This window comes from Zhihengliuella alba, from assembly GCF_039538765.1.
Taxonomy (GTDB): Bacteria; Actinomycetota; Actinomycetes; order Actinomycetales; family Micrococcaceae; genus Zhihengliuella; species Zhihengliuella alba.
On record NZ_BAABCJ010000002.1, the window covers coordinates 485,109 to 501,550 of the forward strand.

General features: G+C 73.4%; 8 protein-coding genes. 3 read left to right on the forward strand and 5 right to left on the reverse strand.

Annotated elements, in window-relative coordinates:
- Positions 1–7 precede the first annotated feature (7 nt).
- From ABD784_RS07950 to ABD784_RS07970, 5 genes are all read right to left on the reverse strand, one after another.
- Complete coding sequence (locus tag ABD784_RS07950) at positions 8–1,405, reverse strand: MFS transporter (protein ID WP_344882545.1); 1,398 nt, start codon at positions 1,403–1,405, stop codon at positions 8–10.
- Between the two features lie 144 nt (positions 1,406–1,549).
- Positions 1,550–3,406 (reverse strand): ATP-binding cassette domain-containing protein, encoded by a 1,857-nt coding sequence (locus tag ABD784_RS07955; RefSeq protein ID WP_344882548.1) that lies wholly within the window; start codon positions 3,404–3,406, stop codon positions 1,550–1,552.
- A 153-nt stretch (positions 3,407–3,559) separates the two neighbouring features.
- Positions 3,560–7,525, reverse strand: a complete 3,966-nt coding sequence (gene cydC, locus ABD784_RS07960; RefSeq protein ID WP_344882551.1) for a thiol reductant ABC exporter subunit CydC — start codon at positions 7,523–7,525, stop codon at positions 3,560–3,562.
- Positions 7,525–8,547, reverse strand: coding sequence for a cytochrome d ubiquinol oxidase subunit II (cydB, locus tag ABD784_RS07965; protein WP_344882554.1), 1,023 nt, complete (start codon positions 8,545–8,547; stop codon positions 7,525–7,527). Before cydB ends, cydC begins: the two co-directional genes overlap by 1 nt.
- 52 nt (positions 8,548–8,599) lie before the next feature.
- Complete coding sequence (locus ABD784_RS07970) at positions 8,600–10,240, reverse strand: cytochrome ubiquinol oxidase subunit I (protein ID WP_344882557.1); 1,641 nt, start codon at positions 10,238–10,240, stop codon at positions 8,600–8,602.
- A 396-nt stretch (positions 10,241–10,636) separates the two neighbouring features.
- On the opposite strand from ABD784_RS07970, the gene ABD784_RS07975 reads away from it, so the two are divergent.
- From ABD784_RS07975 to ABD784_RS07985, 3 genes are read left to right on the forward strand one after another with little or no spacing between them, the layout of a single operon-like run.
- A complete protein-coding gene (locus tag ABD784_RS07975; protein ID WP_344882560.1) occupies positions 10,637–12,358 on the forward strand; it encodes a pyridoxal phosphate-dependent decarboxylase family protein in 1,722 nt (573 codons plus the stop codon).
- A complete protein-coding gene (locus tag ABD784_RS07980; RefSeq protein ID WP_344882563.1) occupies positions 12,355–13,881 on the forward strand; it encodes a lysine N(6)-hydroxylase/L-ornithine N(5)-oxygenase family protein in 1,527 nt (508 codons plus the stop codon). Before ABD784_RS07975 ends, ABD784_RS07980 begins: the two co-directional genes overlap by 4 nt.
- A complete protein-coding gene (locus ABD784_RS07985; protein WP_344882566.1) occupies positions 13,878–16,442 on the forward strand; it encodes a GNAT family N-acetyltransferase in 2,565 nt (854 codons plus the stop codon). Before ABD784_RS07980 ends, ABD784_RS07985 begins: the two co-directional genes overlap by 4 nt.

Consider the following 16,442-nt stretch of genomic DNA (forward strand, 5'->3'; position numbering starts at 1 on the left):
CTCACTTTCACGGGGTGCTTCGTGCCTCTGCGGCGAGGGGCTCCTCGGCCCCGGCGGCCGCGGCGTCGGTCGCGGGGCCGTCGTCGAGCGAACTCAGACGGAGGTCCCGCGTCTCCCTCGCACAGGCGACGGAGACGACCGAGATCAGCCCCATCACCACAAGGTACAGGGCGATCGCCTGTCCCGTCCCGAAGAAGTGGTACAGCGTCAGCGCGATCATCGGGGAGAGCGAGCCGGCGATGAGGGAGGCGACGTTGTAGGCGACGGACGTACCGGTGTAGCGGACGTCGGTGGGAAACAGCTCGGTGAAGAACGCGCCGATCACTGAGCTGTAGGCGGCGAAGATCAACAGGCCTCCGACCGCAGCCAGGACGATGAGACCCGGGTGGCCAGTGTCAAGGAGGGCGAAGAACGCGAAGCCCCACACCATCGTTGCCGCCGACGCTGCGAAGAGCATGGGCTTCCGACCGACCCGGTCGGCCAGGACCGCCAGCAGCGGGATCGCGACGACGGCAACGGCCTGGCCGATCATCACCGCGTTGAGGCCGACCTGACGGGCGAGACCCTGGATGTCGGTGACGTAGGTGATCAGGAACAGCGAGTAGATGTAGAAGCCCGCGTTCTCGCCCATGCGGCTTCCGGCGGCGATCAGGACCTGACGCCAGTTGCGCCGGAACAGGATCGTCAGTGGAACTTTGCGCTGGGCGGGGCCAGCGTTCGCGGCCCTGGCCTGCGCGGCCTGGAAGAGCGGGGTCTCCTGGACATAGAGGCGCAGAACCAAGCCGATGATCACCAGGACAGCTGAAAGGCCGAAGGCGATGCGCCAGCCCCAGGACAGGAAGGCTTCCTCGGTAAGCACCACGGACAGCAGGGCCAGGACTCCGGCGGCCATCAGGTTGCCGAGCGGCGGGCCGACGTTCGGCCAGGACGCCCAGAAAGCGCGCTTGGTGCTCTGGTCGCTGTACTCGGAGACCAGGAGGACGGCGCCGCCCCACTCGCCCCCGAGGGCGAAGCCCTGGACGAGCCGCAGGAAGAGCAGGGCCAGGGGTGCGGCGATGCCGATGCTCGCGTAGGTGGGGATGACGGCGATCAGGGCAGTGGCGATTCCCATCAGCAGGAGACTGGTGATCAGGGTGGTCTTGCGGCCCCTGCGGTCGCCCAGGTGCCCCAGCACGATCGCTCCGAGGGGGCGTGCCACGAAGCCGGCAGCGAAGGTGCCCAGGGCCAGCATGGTGCTGACGAACGGGTCCTCGTTGGGGAAGTACAGCCTATTGAAGACGAGCGCGGCAGCGGTGCCGTAGAGGAAGAAGTCGTACCACTCGACCGCCGTGCCGGCGAGCGACGAGGCCGCGACGACGGGGAGCGACGTGTGCTTCTTGCGGGGTGTTCCGATGATCTGAGACATGCAGGCCCCTTTACCTGATGTGGAGGACGGAGTGTCGGCGGCCGACCGTGATCGGCGTCACCGAGAATGACTGTAGACGAGTTGTATACAGCTTGTCTACAGCCGTTCCCGGTGACGGGATCCGCCCACCCCGGCGTTGGGCCGCTACTCCTCCCCGGCGCCCGAGGGCAGGTCCGTCTCGCGCCCCGGAGCGACAGCATCGCGCCGACACAGCTCCCAGGAGCGCGTGATCCGCAGCCTCGCGAGGAAGTCCTCGTCGTGGCTGACGACCAGCAGGCCTCCCGCGTAGGCCTCCAGCGCCTCGACGAGCTGGTCCACCGACTCCAGGTCGAGGTTGTTGGTGGGCTCGTCGAGCAGCAGCAGCTGCGGCGCCGGGTCCGCCAGGAGGATGCGGGCCAGGGCCACCCGGAAACGCTCCCCTCCGGACAGCTGCCCCACGGGCTGGTCCACCCGGCCGCCGCGGAAGTGGAAGCGGGCCAGTCGCGCCCGGACGGTTCCCGGCGCCGCCGCGGGCGCGGCCGAGCGGACGTTCTCGAGCACGCTCGCCGCGTCGTCGAGGCCGGCCCAGCCCTCCTCCTGTCCCCTCGACTGTCCCCTCGGCCGCGAGTCCAGGCGCTGACGCAGGTATCCCACGGGGACGACCGCAGCGTCGGCCACCTGCTGCAGCAACGTGGTCTTCCCGGCCCCGTTGCGCCCGGCGACGGCGATCCGCTCCGGCCCCCGGATCGACAGGGCCGGCTCTGGCAGCGTCGGTGCGGGCGGCGGGTCCAAGGGCCCCGGCCCGCCGTCCGGGCCGACGGCCGCATCCACCGGCACCCCGCCGTCGTGCACGAGGATCCCGTCCGGCAGCCGGAGCGAGAGCTCGGCCAGCACTCGGCCGGCCGGGACCTCCGTGCCGGGCAGATCGATGGCGATGGACCGGTCTGCGGGGAGGCGGCCGCGGGCGTCCTCGAGCCGGGCCCGGGCGCCCTCCTCCCGTGCGGCGCGCTGGCTCCGCTGCCGCCCCGCGCTCTCCTCGGCCCGCTTGCGCAGGTGGTTGGCGAGGATCTTCGGCATCGAGTCGGCGGCCGCCCGGCCCTGACGGGCACGCCGGGCGAGCTTGGTCTGGTCCTCGATGCGCTGGCGCTTCTCGGCGGACACCTGGGCCGCGGCCTCGCGGACCCGCCGCTCGGCAAGGCCGCGCTCGGCCTCGACCGCAGCGACGTAGCTGTCCCACGCCCCGCCGTGGAGGCGCAGGTCGGCGTGGTCGGCGGTGCCGCCGCGGACCTGGACGGGCCGCAGCTCGGCGATGGCGTCGACGCGGCGGAGGAGTGCGACGTCGTGGCTCACCACGAGCAGCGTGCCCGGCCACCGCTCGACGGCCGCGTGGAAGCGGCGGCGGGCGAGGCGATCCAGGTTGTTGGTCGGCTCGTCGAGGACGGCGAGCGCGTCCGGGCCGGCGCGGAGCTCGATGCCGGCGAGCCCGACGATCATGGCCTCGCCGCCGGAGAGCGTGCCGACGGTGCGGTCGAGGAACGCCGGCGAGTCGGCCGGCAGCCCGTAGCCGGCCAGGAGTGTGCCGGCGCGCTCCTCGAGGTCCCAGTCGTCGCCGACCGCCTCCATGTTCTCGACGAGCCCCTCCTCCCGCCCGGCGAGGACGGCGCGCAGGGCGGCCAGCTGGTCCGCGATGCCCAGCAGTGAGGCCACGGTCCGGTCGGAGACCAGCGTCAGGCGCTGCGGCAGGTACAGCGGGCGGCGCGCCGCGGGGGCGCCGCCGGGGCCGATCGGCGCCTCCGAGTGGGTGACTTGTCCGCTGGTCGGCTGGAGGTCGCCGACGATCAGGCGGAGCAGCGCGGTCTTGCCCGTGCCGTTGGAGCCGACGATCCCGACGCGGCCGGACAGCGTGGCCGTGAGCTCATCGAAGATCCGGCGGCCGTCGGGCCAGTCGAAGGTGAGGCGGTTCAGGACGACGGCGGGCCCGGGCGTCTGCGGCTGGACGGAGGTGTGATGTGGATTCTGCATGGCGCTCCCGTGGGGACGAAGGTGCGCCGACGGGGTCCCGTGGCGCTCAGCGGAGGGCGCGGGAAGAATCCACTTTCAGTTCCTCACGTCGGGGACAGGGCTGGACCAGTATCGCTCCAGTCATTGAGACATGTCAATGACTCACCGGCTCGCTCATCCGACCGGCTGCGGTACGCGGGCCGCCACGGCGAGGACGCCGGCGTCGTGCGTGACCAGGACGACGGCCCGGTCGGCGAGCGCCGCCTGCAGGTCGCGGATCAATGCGATCGCCTCGTCCTGCCCCAGGTGCGCGGTGGGCTCGTCGAGGAGCACCACGTCGGCTCTCGCCAGCAGCGCCCGGGCCACGGCCAGTCGCTGTCGCTGCCCGCCGGAGAGCCGGTGCCCTCCCGCGCCGATCGGCGCGTCCAGCCCCTCGGGCTGGGCGGCCAGCCAGTCCCCCAGCCCGACCCTGTCCAGCACCTCCGTCAGCTCCGCATCGGTGGGCTGGTCGCGGAGATCGCGACCGAGGCCGAGGTTCCGGCGCACGGTGGAGTCGAAGAGGTGTGCCTCCTGGGGGCACCACGCGACCCGGCCCAGGTCCTCCGGCGTGGCCGCCCGCCAGCCGCCATCGGGCTTGTTCACCTCGAGCTGGCCGGACCACAGCGGGAGGGCGCCGAGGAGCGCGGCGAGCACCGTCGACTTCCCGGATCCCGAGGGCCCCTGCAGGACGGCCCACCGCCCGGGCGTCGCCTCGAGGTCGAGTGCCTCGACGACGGCGGCGCCGGGTTCCCAGCCGACCGTCGCGCCCCGGAGGCGGAGACCGCCGAGCCGGGCGCCGTCGTCGTGCTCGGGAGCATCGGTGCGGCCGGACCCGGCGCGCGCCGCGGCTGCCGCGTCGGACGGTGCCCCTGCACGGGGGCGCCGGGGGCCCGCCGCGAGGACGGCGCCCAGCCGGTCCAGGCCGTCCCCGAGCTGACGGGCACGCTGCGCCGAGGAGGCGGTCTGCGCGATCGGCTCGCCGAGGGCCAGGAGCAGGAGCGCGGCGATGGCGGCCTGCTCGCCCGTGAGCTCCACCCCGCCGAGGGCCGGCAGCGCGAGCGCCAGGACCGCCGCCGTCGCGCTGATCAGCGCCGCCCCGCCGAGCGCCAAGCCTCCGGTGCGCGCGGAGGCACGGAGCCGCTGCGTCTGGCGGCGGTCCTGCGCGGCGAACTCGGCGAGCACCCGGTCCCGTGTGCCGTTCCCGGCGAGATCGTCGGCGGCGCGCAGCAGGCCCGGCACGCGACCGGCCAGCCAGGCCTGGTGCGCGGCGATGCGGGTCCCGGTGCTGCGCTCGGACGCCAGGACGGCCGCCGGCAGCACCACGAAGGCGGCGAGGCCCAGCACCAGGGCGACGCCGAGGGCGGACGGCACCCAGAGGGCGAGGGCGCCGCAGGCCAGCAGCCAGGTGGCCGCGGCCGCCACCGGGGGGACGACGACGCGCGGCAGGACATCGCGCACGTCGTCGACGCGCTGCACCAGGAGGCCGAGCGCCCCGCCGCCGCGGGTGATGGGGCCCCACCACCGCGGGTCGGCGGCGAGCACCTCCCAGAGACGTTCGCGCAGGCGGCCGGCCCACCCCAGGAGCGCGTCATGGACGGCGAGCTGCTCCAGGTAGTGCAGCAGCGCCCGGCCGATACCGAAGAAGCGCACGCCGACCACGGCGACCATCAGGTGCAGCATCGGCGGCTGGTAGCTCGCGTTGACGATCAGCCAGCCCGAGACGCCACTGAGCGCCGCCCCGAAGGCAACCGCCGCCGCGGCGTAGAGCAGTCCCGTGGCCAGGCCCCAGCGGCCGAACCACGGCAGCCCGCGCAGCACGGTCCGCCACGAGCGAGGCCTGCGGCGTCCTGCGCCGGTAGCGGTGGCCTCGCGGGCAGCGGCGGCCTCGCGGGCAGCGGCGGCCTCGCGGGCGGCGGCGGCCTCGCGAGGTGCCGGTCGAGAACCGTCGCGGTCGGCCGGCGACGCCAGCTGAGCACGGCCGCCACCGCGAGATGCCAATCGAGCACGGTCATCACCGCGAGATGCCAATCGAGCACCTGAGGTGGGGTCGGGCGCGTGCTGGAGTGGAACCTCGCGGACGGCCTCGTGCTGCATCGAGATCTCGCGCACGGAAGGGTGCTGATTCGAAACCTCGCGTACGGGCACGTGCCGGCCCGGCATGTCCCGGGCCCGGGAGAGCGTGACGACGGAGGACGCCTCGGGACCGTCCGCCGCAGCCGACGCGCGCTCGGCCGCGGGCGCTACCGTCGGGTCGGCTGCGGGCGCCACCGTCGGTTCTGCGGCGAGCACCCCCGTCGCCTGGCCCCTGGGACCGTCCGCCCCGGCGCGCCGGTCGCGCAGCTGCGCTGCGAGGGCACGGTCGTGGGTCGCGACCAACAGGGCCACGGCCCGGCGCGTGCGGTGCGCGGGCTGCATCAGGTCGACGAGAGCCTCCCGGACGGCCTGCGCCGAGTCCTCATCGAGGTGCGCCGTCGGCTCGTCGGCGACCAGGAGCCACCCGGCCTCCCCGGCGCCTGCTCGTGCGGCAGCCTGGGCCCCGCCGTCCGTCCCGCCGTCCAGTTCCGTCCCGAGTCGGGCGAAGGCCCGGGCCACCGCCAGCCGGCGCAGCTCCCCCGGGCTCATGCTCTGCGGCGACCGCCGCCCGTATCCTTCGAGCCGCACGCGCCCCAACAGTCGGTCCGACGCTGCCGGGTCCAGCGGGACGCCGGCGGCGAGCTCGAGCTCGGCCGCGACGGTGGGCTCCGTGAACCGTGGATGCTGCGGGATGTAGGCCGCGGGCATGCGGCGCTCCAGCGTCCCGGCCACCGCGGCCCCGGCCGGCAGCAGTCCCAGCACGGCCTTCAGGACGGTGGACTTCCCCGACCCGCTCCCCGTGTCCAGCACGTGCACGTCGCCGGCGCGCAGGCGCAGGTCGGGCGCGGTGACGGTCGCGCCGCCGTCGTACCGGATCTCCAGTCCGGAGAGTACGACGGCGTCCGCACCCGCCGCTCGCCCGTCGCGGTGCTCCTGGGTCTCGGGTTTGGAGTCGGCACCCGGCGCGGGGGCGGCGACGGCCGCCCTGGCCCGGCGCATGGCCTCCGCGCCGTCCTCGGATGCGTGGAAGGCGTTGCCGACCTCGCGCAGCGGCAGGTAGCACTCGGGCGCGAGGATCAGCGCCAGCAGACCGGCCTCGAGCGCCATGTCCCCGTGGACCAGGCGGACGCCGATGAACACGGCGACGAGGGCCACGGAGAGGGTGGCGATCAGCTCCAGGGCGAGCCCGGACAGGAATGCGGTGCGCAGGGTGCCCAGGGTGGCGCGGCGGTAGTCGTCCGAGACCTTCCCGAGCGCGCCGCCGCGGCCGGCCGCTCGGCGGAGGCCGATGAGCGCCGGCAGGCCCTGGGCCAGCTCCAGCAGGTGGGCGCTGAGGCGGGCCAGGCCGTCGGCCGCCGTGGCGATGCGGTCCTGGGTGTGCAGGCCGATCAGGATCATGAAGATCGGGATCAGCGGGACGGTCAGCAGGATCACGAGCGCCGAGACCCAGTCCGCGAGCAGGATCCGGGTGCCGACCACGAGCGGGACCACGGGCGCCGCCGCGAGGGCCGGCAGGAATTTGGTGTAGTAGCCGTCCAGGCCGTCCAGGCCCCGCGTGGCCAGGCCGGCGAGTTCGCCGGCCGGCAGCCGGGTGGACGACGTGTGGGCGGACGGCGCTTGGGTGGGCGATGTGCGGGTGGACGATGAGTGCGTGGGCGACACGTGCGTGGGCGACGTGTGGGTGGGCGGCAGGTCGGTGGACTCGGCCGTTCCGGGGCCGGCGCCGAGGGCCCCGCCGCGCAGACCGGCCGCGAGCAGCTCCGCGCGCAGGCCCTCCTTGGCGCCGAGCCCGGCCCGGCCCGCCAGGGCCTGCCCCGCCCAGACAGCCACGGCCCGCAGGACCGCACCGGTCAGGCCGAGCGACAGCGTGCGCGGCACGTCCAGCGCGCCCCCGGCGGCGAGCGCGGCGATCCCGCCCGCCAGCGCCTCGGCGATCAGGATCAGCCCCACCGCCTTGAGCGCCGCCAGCCCCGCCAGCCCGGCGAGGACCAGCCGGGTCCCGGGTGTGTCCGGCAGTTCGGGCCGCATCAGACGATCGCCCGCACCGGGTGCGGCGCGGGGATGTGCCGCTCGCTCAGCCGCTGGCGGAACACCCAGTAGGTCCAGGCCTGGTAGGCCAGCACCAGCGGGATCCCGAACGCCGCCACCACGCTCATCACGCCGAGGGTGTACGGGGTGGAGGACGCGTTCTGGACCGTCAGGTCGAAGGCCGGGTCCAGCGTCGACGGCAGCACCACGGGGTAGACGGACACGAAGATCGCGGCGACGCCGGCGAGCAGGAAGGCGCCCAGGCCGGCGAACGTCCAGCCCTCGCGGCCGCCCCGGGCGGCGGCCCAGGCCCCGGCGAGGACGACGACGGCGGTCGCCAGCAGCGCCCAGCCGGCGGTCCTGCCGTGGCCGTCGACCACGACGGCGGCCCAGGCCGCCAGGGGCACGGCGAAGGCGGGCAGCGCACGGCGCAGGATGCGGCCGGTGCGGCGGCGGATGTCGCCGTCGGTCTTCAGCGACAGGAACGCGAGGGCATGGACCAGGCAGAAGCCGACGGCGGCGAGCCCGCCGAGGACCGCATAGCCGTTGAACCACGCGAAGGCCCCGCCCACGCGGTCGCCGTTGGCGTCCAGGGGTAGACCCGTGGTCGTCAGCGCCAGCAGGGCCCCGATGCCGAAGGCGGCCGCGTAGCTGCCGGCGCAGAGCGCCCAGGTCCAGAGGCTGCGGGCCAGCGCCGTGTGCGCCTTGCCGCGGTACTCGAACGCCACGGCGCGGAAGATCAGGGCCAGGAGGACCAGCACGAGCGGCACGTACAGCGCGGAGAAGAGGGACGCGTACCAGTACGGGAAGGCGGCGAAGGTGGCGCCGCCGGCCGTGAGCAGCCAGACCTCGTTGCCGTCCCACACCGGGCCGATGGTGTTGATGAGGACGCGGCGCTGGCTCTCCCCGCGGGCGAAGCCGCGCAGGAGCATGCCGACCCCGAGATCGAAGCCCTCGAGGAAGAGGTAGCCCGCCCAGAGGACCGCGATCAGGATGAACCAGAGCGTGGGGAGGAATTCCATGGTGTCCGTCTCTCGTCAGTTTCGTCAGGGGACAGGTCGGTCGGCGGGGCCGTCAGTACGCGAAGGCCAGGACGTCGTCGCCGCCGTGTGCGCCCGGCGCGCCGTCGGAGTCGTCGCCGGAGTCGCCATCCGGGCCGGCTGCCGGCCCGAGCTCCGGCATCGCCGAGCCGACGCCGCCGCGCACGTACCGGGTCAGGAGCACCAGCTCCACCACGGCGAGCGCGGCGTAGACACTGGTCAGCGCCACGGTGGAGAACAGCAGCTCGCCGGCGCTCACCCCCGGCGACACGGCCGCCGCGGTGAACATGAAGACCTGGTCGACGCCGTCGAAGTCGGGGTTGGGCGCCACCACGAACGGCTGGCGGCCCATCTCCGTGAAGATCCACCCCGCCGAGTTCGCGGCGAACGGCGCGGCGATGCCGAGCACCGCCAGCCGGGAGACCCACTTCCCGCCCGGCACCGTGCCCCGGCGGGTCAGCCAGAGGGCCACGGCGGCGGCGAACGCGGCGATCCCGCCAAAGGTGATCATCATGCGGAAGCCCCAGTAGGTGACCTCCATCAGCGGCAGGTAGTTGATCTCCTGACCGGCACGGTCGCCGTACATCGGGTCGTCCGGCAGGTGGGTGCCGTACTTCTCCTGGTACTCCGGCAGCAGCGTGTTGACGCCCTTGATCTCGGTGGTGAAGTCGCCGTTGGCCAGGTAGGACAGCAGGCCGGGGAGCTCGTAGACGGCGACGACGTCGTCGCAGGTGGTGGCGCCGTCGCTGGAGAGGTCGCCGATGGTGAGCACGGAGAACCCGGTGCCGTCGTGGCAGGCGGCCTCGGCGGCGGCCATCTTCATGGGCTGCTGCTCGAACATCAGCTGCGCCTGGTGGTGGCCGGTGAAGGCCGTGCCGAGGAACGCGACGACGGCGACGGCGGCTCCGACGCGCAGTGACGTGATCCAGACCCGGTAGTCGGTGCGGTCCCGGCCGCGGCCGTGGGAGGGGTCCTCGCCGACGACGACGCGGCCGGCGTCGTCGACCGTGTCGATCCCGGCCGCGCGCCGCCGGTGCAGGTGGAACCAGGAGATCCCCAGCAGGAAGGCGCCCGCGACGGCGAAGGCGCCGGCGATGGTGTGCGGGAAGGTGACCAGTGCGGTGATGTTGGTGAAGACCGCCCAGACGTCGGTCATGACGGCGCGGCCCTCGACGATCTCCGTCCCGACCGGGTGCTGCATCCAGGAGTTGGCGACGAGGATGAAGTAGGCGGAGAGGATGGTGGCCAGCGAGGCGCACCAGATGGTGGCGAGGTGGACCTTCTTCGGGAGCCGGTCCCAGCCGAAGATCCACAGGCCCAGGAAGGTCGACTCGACGAAGAACGCCAGCAGGGCCTCCATGGCCAGCGGGGCGCCGAAGACGTCGCCGACGAACCTGCTGTACTCGCTCCAGGCCATGCCGAACTGGAACTCCTGCACGATCCCGGTGGCGACGCCCATGATGAAGTTGATCAGGAAGAGCTTGCCCCAGAACTTGGTCATCCGCAGCCAGTGCTCCCGGCCGGTGCGAACCCAGGCCGTCTGGAAGACCGCCACCAGCAGGCCGAGCCCGATCGTCAGCGGCACCATGAGGAAGTGGTAGACCGTGGTGATGCCGAACTGCCACCGCGCGATGATCAGCGGGTCCGCATCGAGGACCGAGGTCAGGAAGTCCATTGCCGCTCCAGCCTGAGAGGGTTGCGAGGGTTAGTTCTACGCTCCGTAGAACTACTTCTACGCTCAGTAGAATACTCCACTTCTACGGTCTGTAGAACGTTGGCCTCGCCACGTTGCCGCCAGCCCGTGCGCCAACCCGTGCGCCTCGCCGGCGCCCCTTCGGTACCCCGCCGCGCCTGCACCCACCCCTCGCGTCATCGATGTGCCCCACATCACAATCGATCCGCAGATCCGCGGCCTCCCGGGGCTGCCGCCGTTTCCCAACCGCTCACCGACTCGCCGTCTCCCCTCGAGGGCTTGAATTCCGCTCCACCTGTATGTCGTTAATGTCCTCGCATTAGGTAAGCCTTACTTTAGGGCTCAAGTGCAGACGCACTCACAGATCAGGAGATATCGATGCCGCCTCTGGGTACACCGACGCTGTCCGACGCCGTCGGGCCGCACTCGCTCACGGCCGCCGACCAGCTGCTCGCCGCCGAGACCGTCCAACGCTTCGTCGCCGAGGCGGGCGCTGCCACCCTCGTGGCCGCGAACGCGGTCGCCACGGCGTCCGGCCCCAGCACGGGTCCGCGGGTCGCGGACCTCGCCGGCCGGGTCGACGCCGTGGACCTGTCCGCCCCGCTCGGGAGCACCGAGGCCGCACTCTCGGAGGCCTCGGAGCTGTACCTGCGGGACGCGGTGTACTTCCACCATCCCGGCTACATGGCCCACCTGAACTGCCCGGTCGCCATCCCCGCCGTCGCCGCCGAGGCCCTCGTGACCAGCGTGAACAGCTCCCTGGACACCTGGGACCAGAGCGCGGGCGCCACCCTGATCGAGCGTCGGCTGGTGCAGTGGACGGCCGGGCTGATCGGCTTCGGGGCCGCCAGCGCCCCCGGCACCGGCCCGTCCGGGTCGGGCACCGCCTCCGGCACCGGCACCTCCCCGGACGGCATCTTCACCTCCGGCGGCACGCAGTCGAACCTGCAGGCGATGCTGATCGCCCGCAACCACGCCGTGGCCGGGCTCCCGGGACCGCTGCACGCCCGGCTCGCGGACCTGCGGATCTATGCCAGCGCCGAATCGCACTTCAGCATCGCCAACGCCGCAGCGATGCTGGGACTCGGCACCGACGCCGTGGTGCCCGTGGCCACGGACTCCGCGCACCGGATGGACGCCGAGGCCCTCGCCGCCCGCCTCGCCGAGGGCGCGGCCGCCGGGACCCGCCCGATGGCGATCGTCGCGACGGCGGGCACCACCGACTTCGGCGCGATCGATCCGCTGCCGGAGCTCCGCCGCCTCGCCGACCAGCACGGGGCCTGGCTCCACGTGGACGCCGCCTACGGCTGCGGCCTGCTGGTCTCGCCCGGCCACCGGCACCTGCTGGACGGCGTCGAACGGGCCGACTCGGTGACGGTCGACTTCCACAAGTCCTTCTTCCAGCCCATCGGCTCCAGCGCTCTGATCCTGCGCGACGGCCGGCTGTTCGGCCACGTCACGCACTATGCGGACTACCTGAACCCGGCAGCGGAGGCGGGGACCGTCCCGAACCAGGTGGACAAGTCGCTGCAGACCACGCGCCGGTTCGACGCCCTGAAGCTGTGGGTGACGCTGCGCTCGATGGGAGCCGGGGCGATCGGCGCGATGTTCGACGAGCTGATCGACCTGGCGGCCGCGGCGGGCGACTCCGTGCGCCGCCACCCGGACCTCGAGCTCGCCGCCGACGTTCAGCTGACCACCGTGGTGTTCCGCTACGCGCCGCGGCACGCGGGCCTCGACGCGGCCGGCCTGGACGCCCTGCAGGACGCCGTCCGGGCCGAGCTCTACGCGTCCGGCCGGGCCATGGTCGCCGCGACCACCGTCCGCGGCACGGGTGCCGGCACCGGCGGCGGCGCCACTGCAGCGGCCGCCCCGGATGCCGGCGCCCGCCACCTCAAGCTCACCCTGCTCAACCCGCGCACCACCCTGGCCGATGTGGAGGAGGTGGTCGCCGCGGTCGTGCGCCACGGCGAGCGCCTGCTCTCCGCCGGCGGACCCGCCGCCCACGGGACCGCCACCCGCGAGACCGCCACCCATGAGACCACTGTCCGAGAGACCGCCTCCCATGAGGCCGCCCGAGCCGAAGGAGGCGCCCGATGACCGCCGCGCAGCCCGACCACCCGTCCCCCGCGTCCCGCCGCTCGGAGGCCGTCTACGACGCCGTGGGCGTCGGCGCCGGCCCGTTCAACCTCGGCTTCGCCGCCCTGGCGCAGGGCAGCGGGCTGGACGTCGCCGTGTTCGATGCGAACGAGTCGTTCGCGTGGCACCCCGGCATGATGCTGCCGGGCACGCACCTGCAGGTCCCGTTCATGGCGGACCTCGTCACCATGGCGGACCCCACGCACCCGCTGTCCTTCCTGAACTACCTCAAGCGCCACGGCCGGATCTACCCGTTCTACATCCGCGAGGACTTCTACGCCCTCCGTGCCGAGTACAACGCCTATCTGGCGTGGGCCGCCGCGGAGCTGCCGTCCGTCCGCTTCGGCCACGCGGTCACGGAGTGCCGGCACGACGGCGACGCGTACGTCCTGACGGTCCGCGCGCCCGAGGGCCCGCTCACGGTGCGCGCCCAGCACCTGGTGCTCGGCACCGGCACCCAGCCGTACGTCCCGGACACCGTGGACCCGGTGGCGCTGGCCTCCGGGACCGTCCTCCACACCAGCGAGTACACGCGCCGGCGGGCGGAGCTCCTCGCGGCCGGGACCGGCTCGATGGCCGCGTCGTCGGCCGCGTCGTCGGCCGATCCCGGGGCCGGTCCCGGGGCCGGTCCCGCGGCCGAGGCGGACGCCGGTTCGAGGAGCGCGACGCCGCCGCGGCGGATCGCGGTGATCGGCAGCGGCCAGTCCGCGGCCGAGGTGGTGGCGGACCTGCTGGAGAACCTCGGCACCCTCCCCGACGGGACGGAGCAGGAACTGGTGTGGGCCACCCGCTCCTCCCGGTTCTTCCCGCTGGAGTACACCAAGCTCACGCTCGAGATGACGTCTCCGGACTACATCGACCACTTCCACGGCCTGCCGCAGTCCGTCCGCGACCGTCTCTCCGCCGAGCAGAAGGGCCTCTACAAGGGCATCAACGCCGACCTGATCGACCACCTGCACGAGCTGTTGTACCAGCGCAGCCTGGAGCCAGACTGGTCGCCGGGCCGCGTGCGGCTGCTGACCTCCACCGCGCTGGAGGCCGCGGAGGCGATCTCCGGCGGCGGCGTGAGCCTGCTGCTCTCCCACGAGGAGGATGGCGGCGCGCACCGGCTCGACGCCGACGCCGTGGTGCTCGCGACCGGGTACCGGTACGCCGAGCCCGAGTTCCTCGACGGGGTCGCCGAGCGGATCCGCCGGCTCCCGGACGGCCGCCTGGACGTCGACCGCGAGTACTCCGTCGGCGTCCACGGCGACATCCTCGTGCAGAACGCCGAGCTGCACACCCACGGCTTCACGGCCCCCGACCTCGGCATGGGCGCCTACCGCAACTCCGTGATCGTCAACCGTCTGGCCGGCCGCGAGGTCTACCCGGTGGAGCGGCGCATCGCGTTCCAGGAGTTCGGCACGCCCCAGCCCGCCACCACCACCCCTTCCCCCGCTCCCGCCCACCCCCACGCCCACGCCGTCCAGGAGGCCGCCCGATGACCACCGAAGCCCTCGCCACCACCGCCACCCCGTCCACCGAGGCCGCCGACACCCCTTCCACCGGTACCCCGTCCGCCGGGGCTGCCCCCGGCGAGTCCAGCCCCGCCGGTACCACCCTCACCGACGTCGCTCCCGCTGCTTCCTCCGCGCACGCCGGCGCGGCGGCCGCCGCTGCCGACCGAGCCTTCGCATTCCGCCCGGTGGACGCCGAGGCCGATGCGGAGACCCTGCACCGCTGGATCGCCACCGAGCACGCGCGTTTCTGGGGCATGCCCGACGCCACGGTGGAGGAGATCGGTGCGGAGTACGCGCGTCTGGCCGCCTCCCCGCACCACCGCGCCCTCGTGGCCGAGACGGAGGCCGGTCCGGCGTTCCTGGCCGAGGTCTACGATCCCCGGCACTCCCAGCTCGCCGGACAGTACGTCTGGCGCCCCGGCGACACCGGGCTGCATCTGCTCCTGCCCGAGCCCGACGGCGCGGCCGTGCCCGGGTTCAGCCAGGCCGCCATGGAGGCGGCGGTCGAGCACGTCTTCGCCGACCCGGCGGCGGCGCGGATCGTCGTGGAGCCGGATGCCCGCAACACCGCCGTCCACGCACTGAACTCGCGGGTCGGGTTCCGTCCCGCCGGGCGGGTGGACCTCCCCGAGCACGACGGCGAGCCCGCCAAGCGCGCGTTGCTCTCCTTCCTGGAGCGGAAGGACTTCGCCCGCGCCACGGGACGTCCCAGCACCATCGCCGCCCATCTGGACCCGGCCCGCTGGCAGGCCGCGCACCGGCACGTGCTCGCCAAGGCCCTCGGCGAGTTCGCGCACGAGCGTCTGCTGGAGCCGGAGCGGGTCGCACCCGCGGCCAGGGAGACCGGCACCGAGCGCGCGGTGTACCGCGTGCGGGCGGCGAGCGACGGCGTCGTGCACGAGTACCGCTTCGCCGCGACGCGGCACCTGCTCAACCACTGGCGGGTGGACCCGGACTCGCTGGAGCATCTCGAGGACGGCGAGCCGGCCGGCGTGGACGCCCAGGAGTTCGTGGTCTCCTTCCGGGGGCCGCTGGGCCTGAGCGCCGCGCAGCTGCCCGTCTACATCGAGGAGCTCGGCTCCACGCTCGCGAGCCACTGCTACAAGCAGCTGCACTCGGACGCCACGGCGGTGGAGCTCGCCGCCGGGACCGGCGACCCGATCGCGGACTTCCAGCGCCTCGAGGCCGCGATGACGGAGGGACACCCGTGCTTCGTCGCGAACAACGGACGGCTGGGCCTCGGCGCGCAGGACTACCTGGAGTACGCGCCGGAGACCGGCGCCGCCGCGGCCCTCGAATGGGTGGGTCTGCACGCGAGCCGGGCGAAGTACTCGGCCGTGGCCGGGTTGGACCACCGCACGCTGCTCCGCGACGAGCTGGGCGCGGCGACCCTGGCGCGGTTCGACGCGGCGGTCGCGGCCGCCGTCGCCGGCACCGGGCTGGACCCGGAGGAATTCCTGTACCTGCCGGTCCACCCCTGGCAGTGGGAGCACCGCCTCGCCGTGACCTTCGCTCCGGACGTCGCGACGCGGCACCTGGTGCACCTGGGCGCCAGCGAGGACCTCTACCAGCCGCAGCAGTCCATCCGGACGTTCTTCAACCGCTCCCGCCCGGAGCGGCACTACGTCAAGACGGCCCTGTCCGTGGTGAACATGGGCTTCCTGCGCGGCCTGAGCGCCAAGTACATGGAGTCGACCCCGGCGATCAACGAGTGGCTGGAGGAGCTCGTGGGCTCGGACGCGGAGCTGCACGAGCGGCGCGTGGAACTGCTGCGCGAGGTGGCCGCCGTCGGCTACACCAACCCCCTCTACGCGGCCGCGACGGACGAGTCGTCGGCGCACCGCAAGATGCTCGCGGCGCTGTGGCGCGAGTCGCCGGTAGAGCGGCTGGGCGACGGCGAGCGGCCGGCCACCATGGCGTCCCTCCTCCACGTCGACGGGCGCGGCCGGTCGCTGGCCGCGGCGCTGATCCGCCGGTCCGGCCTGGATGCCGCCTCCTGGCTCGAGTGCTACCTCGATGCCTATCTGGTCCCGCTGGTGCACTGCCTGGCGAAGTACAACCTGGTATTCATGCCGCACGGGGAGAACATCATCCTGGTGCTGCGCGACGGCGTGCCGGACCGCATGCTGATGAAGGATCTGGCCGAGGAGGTCGCCGTCGTCGACGCCGGCGGCGAGGCACGGGTGGAGCTGCCGGAGCAGGTGGCACGGATCCGCGCCGAGGTCCCGGCGGACCAGCACGTGCTCTCGATCTTCACGGACGTGTTCGACTGCTTCTTCCGGTTCCTCGCGCCCCTGCTGGCCGAGGAGGGCCTGATCCGCGAGAGCGAGTTCTGGGGTGTGGTCGGCGAGCGCCTCCGCGCGTACCGCGAGCGGAACCCCGACCTCGCCGGTCGGTTCGACGAGCTCGGCCTGTTCGCCGACGAGTTCGCCCTGTCCTGCCTCAACCGGCTCCAGCTGCGCAACAACCGGCAGATGCTGGACCTCGGCGACCAAGCGGGCGGACTCATCTACGCGGGGACCCTGGAGAACCCGATCGCGGGCTGA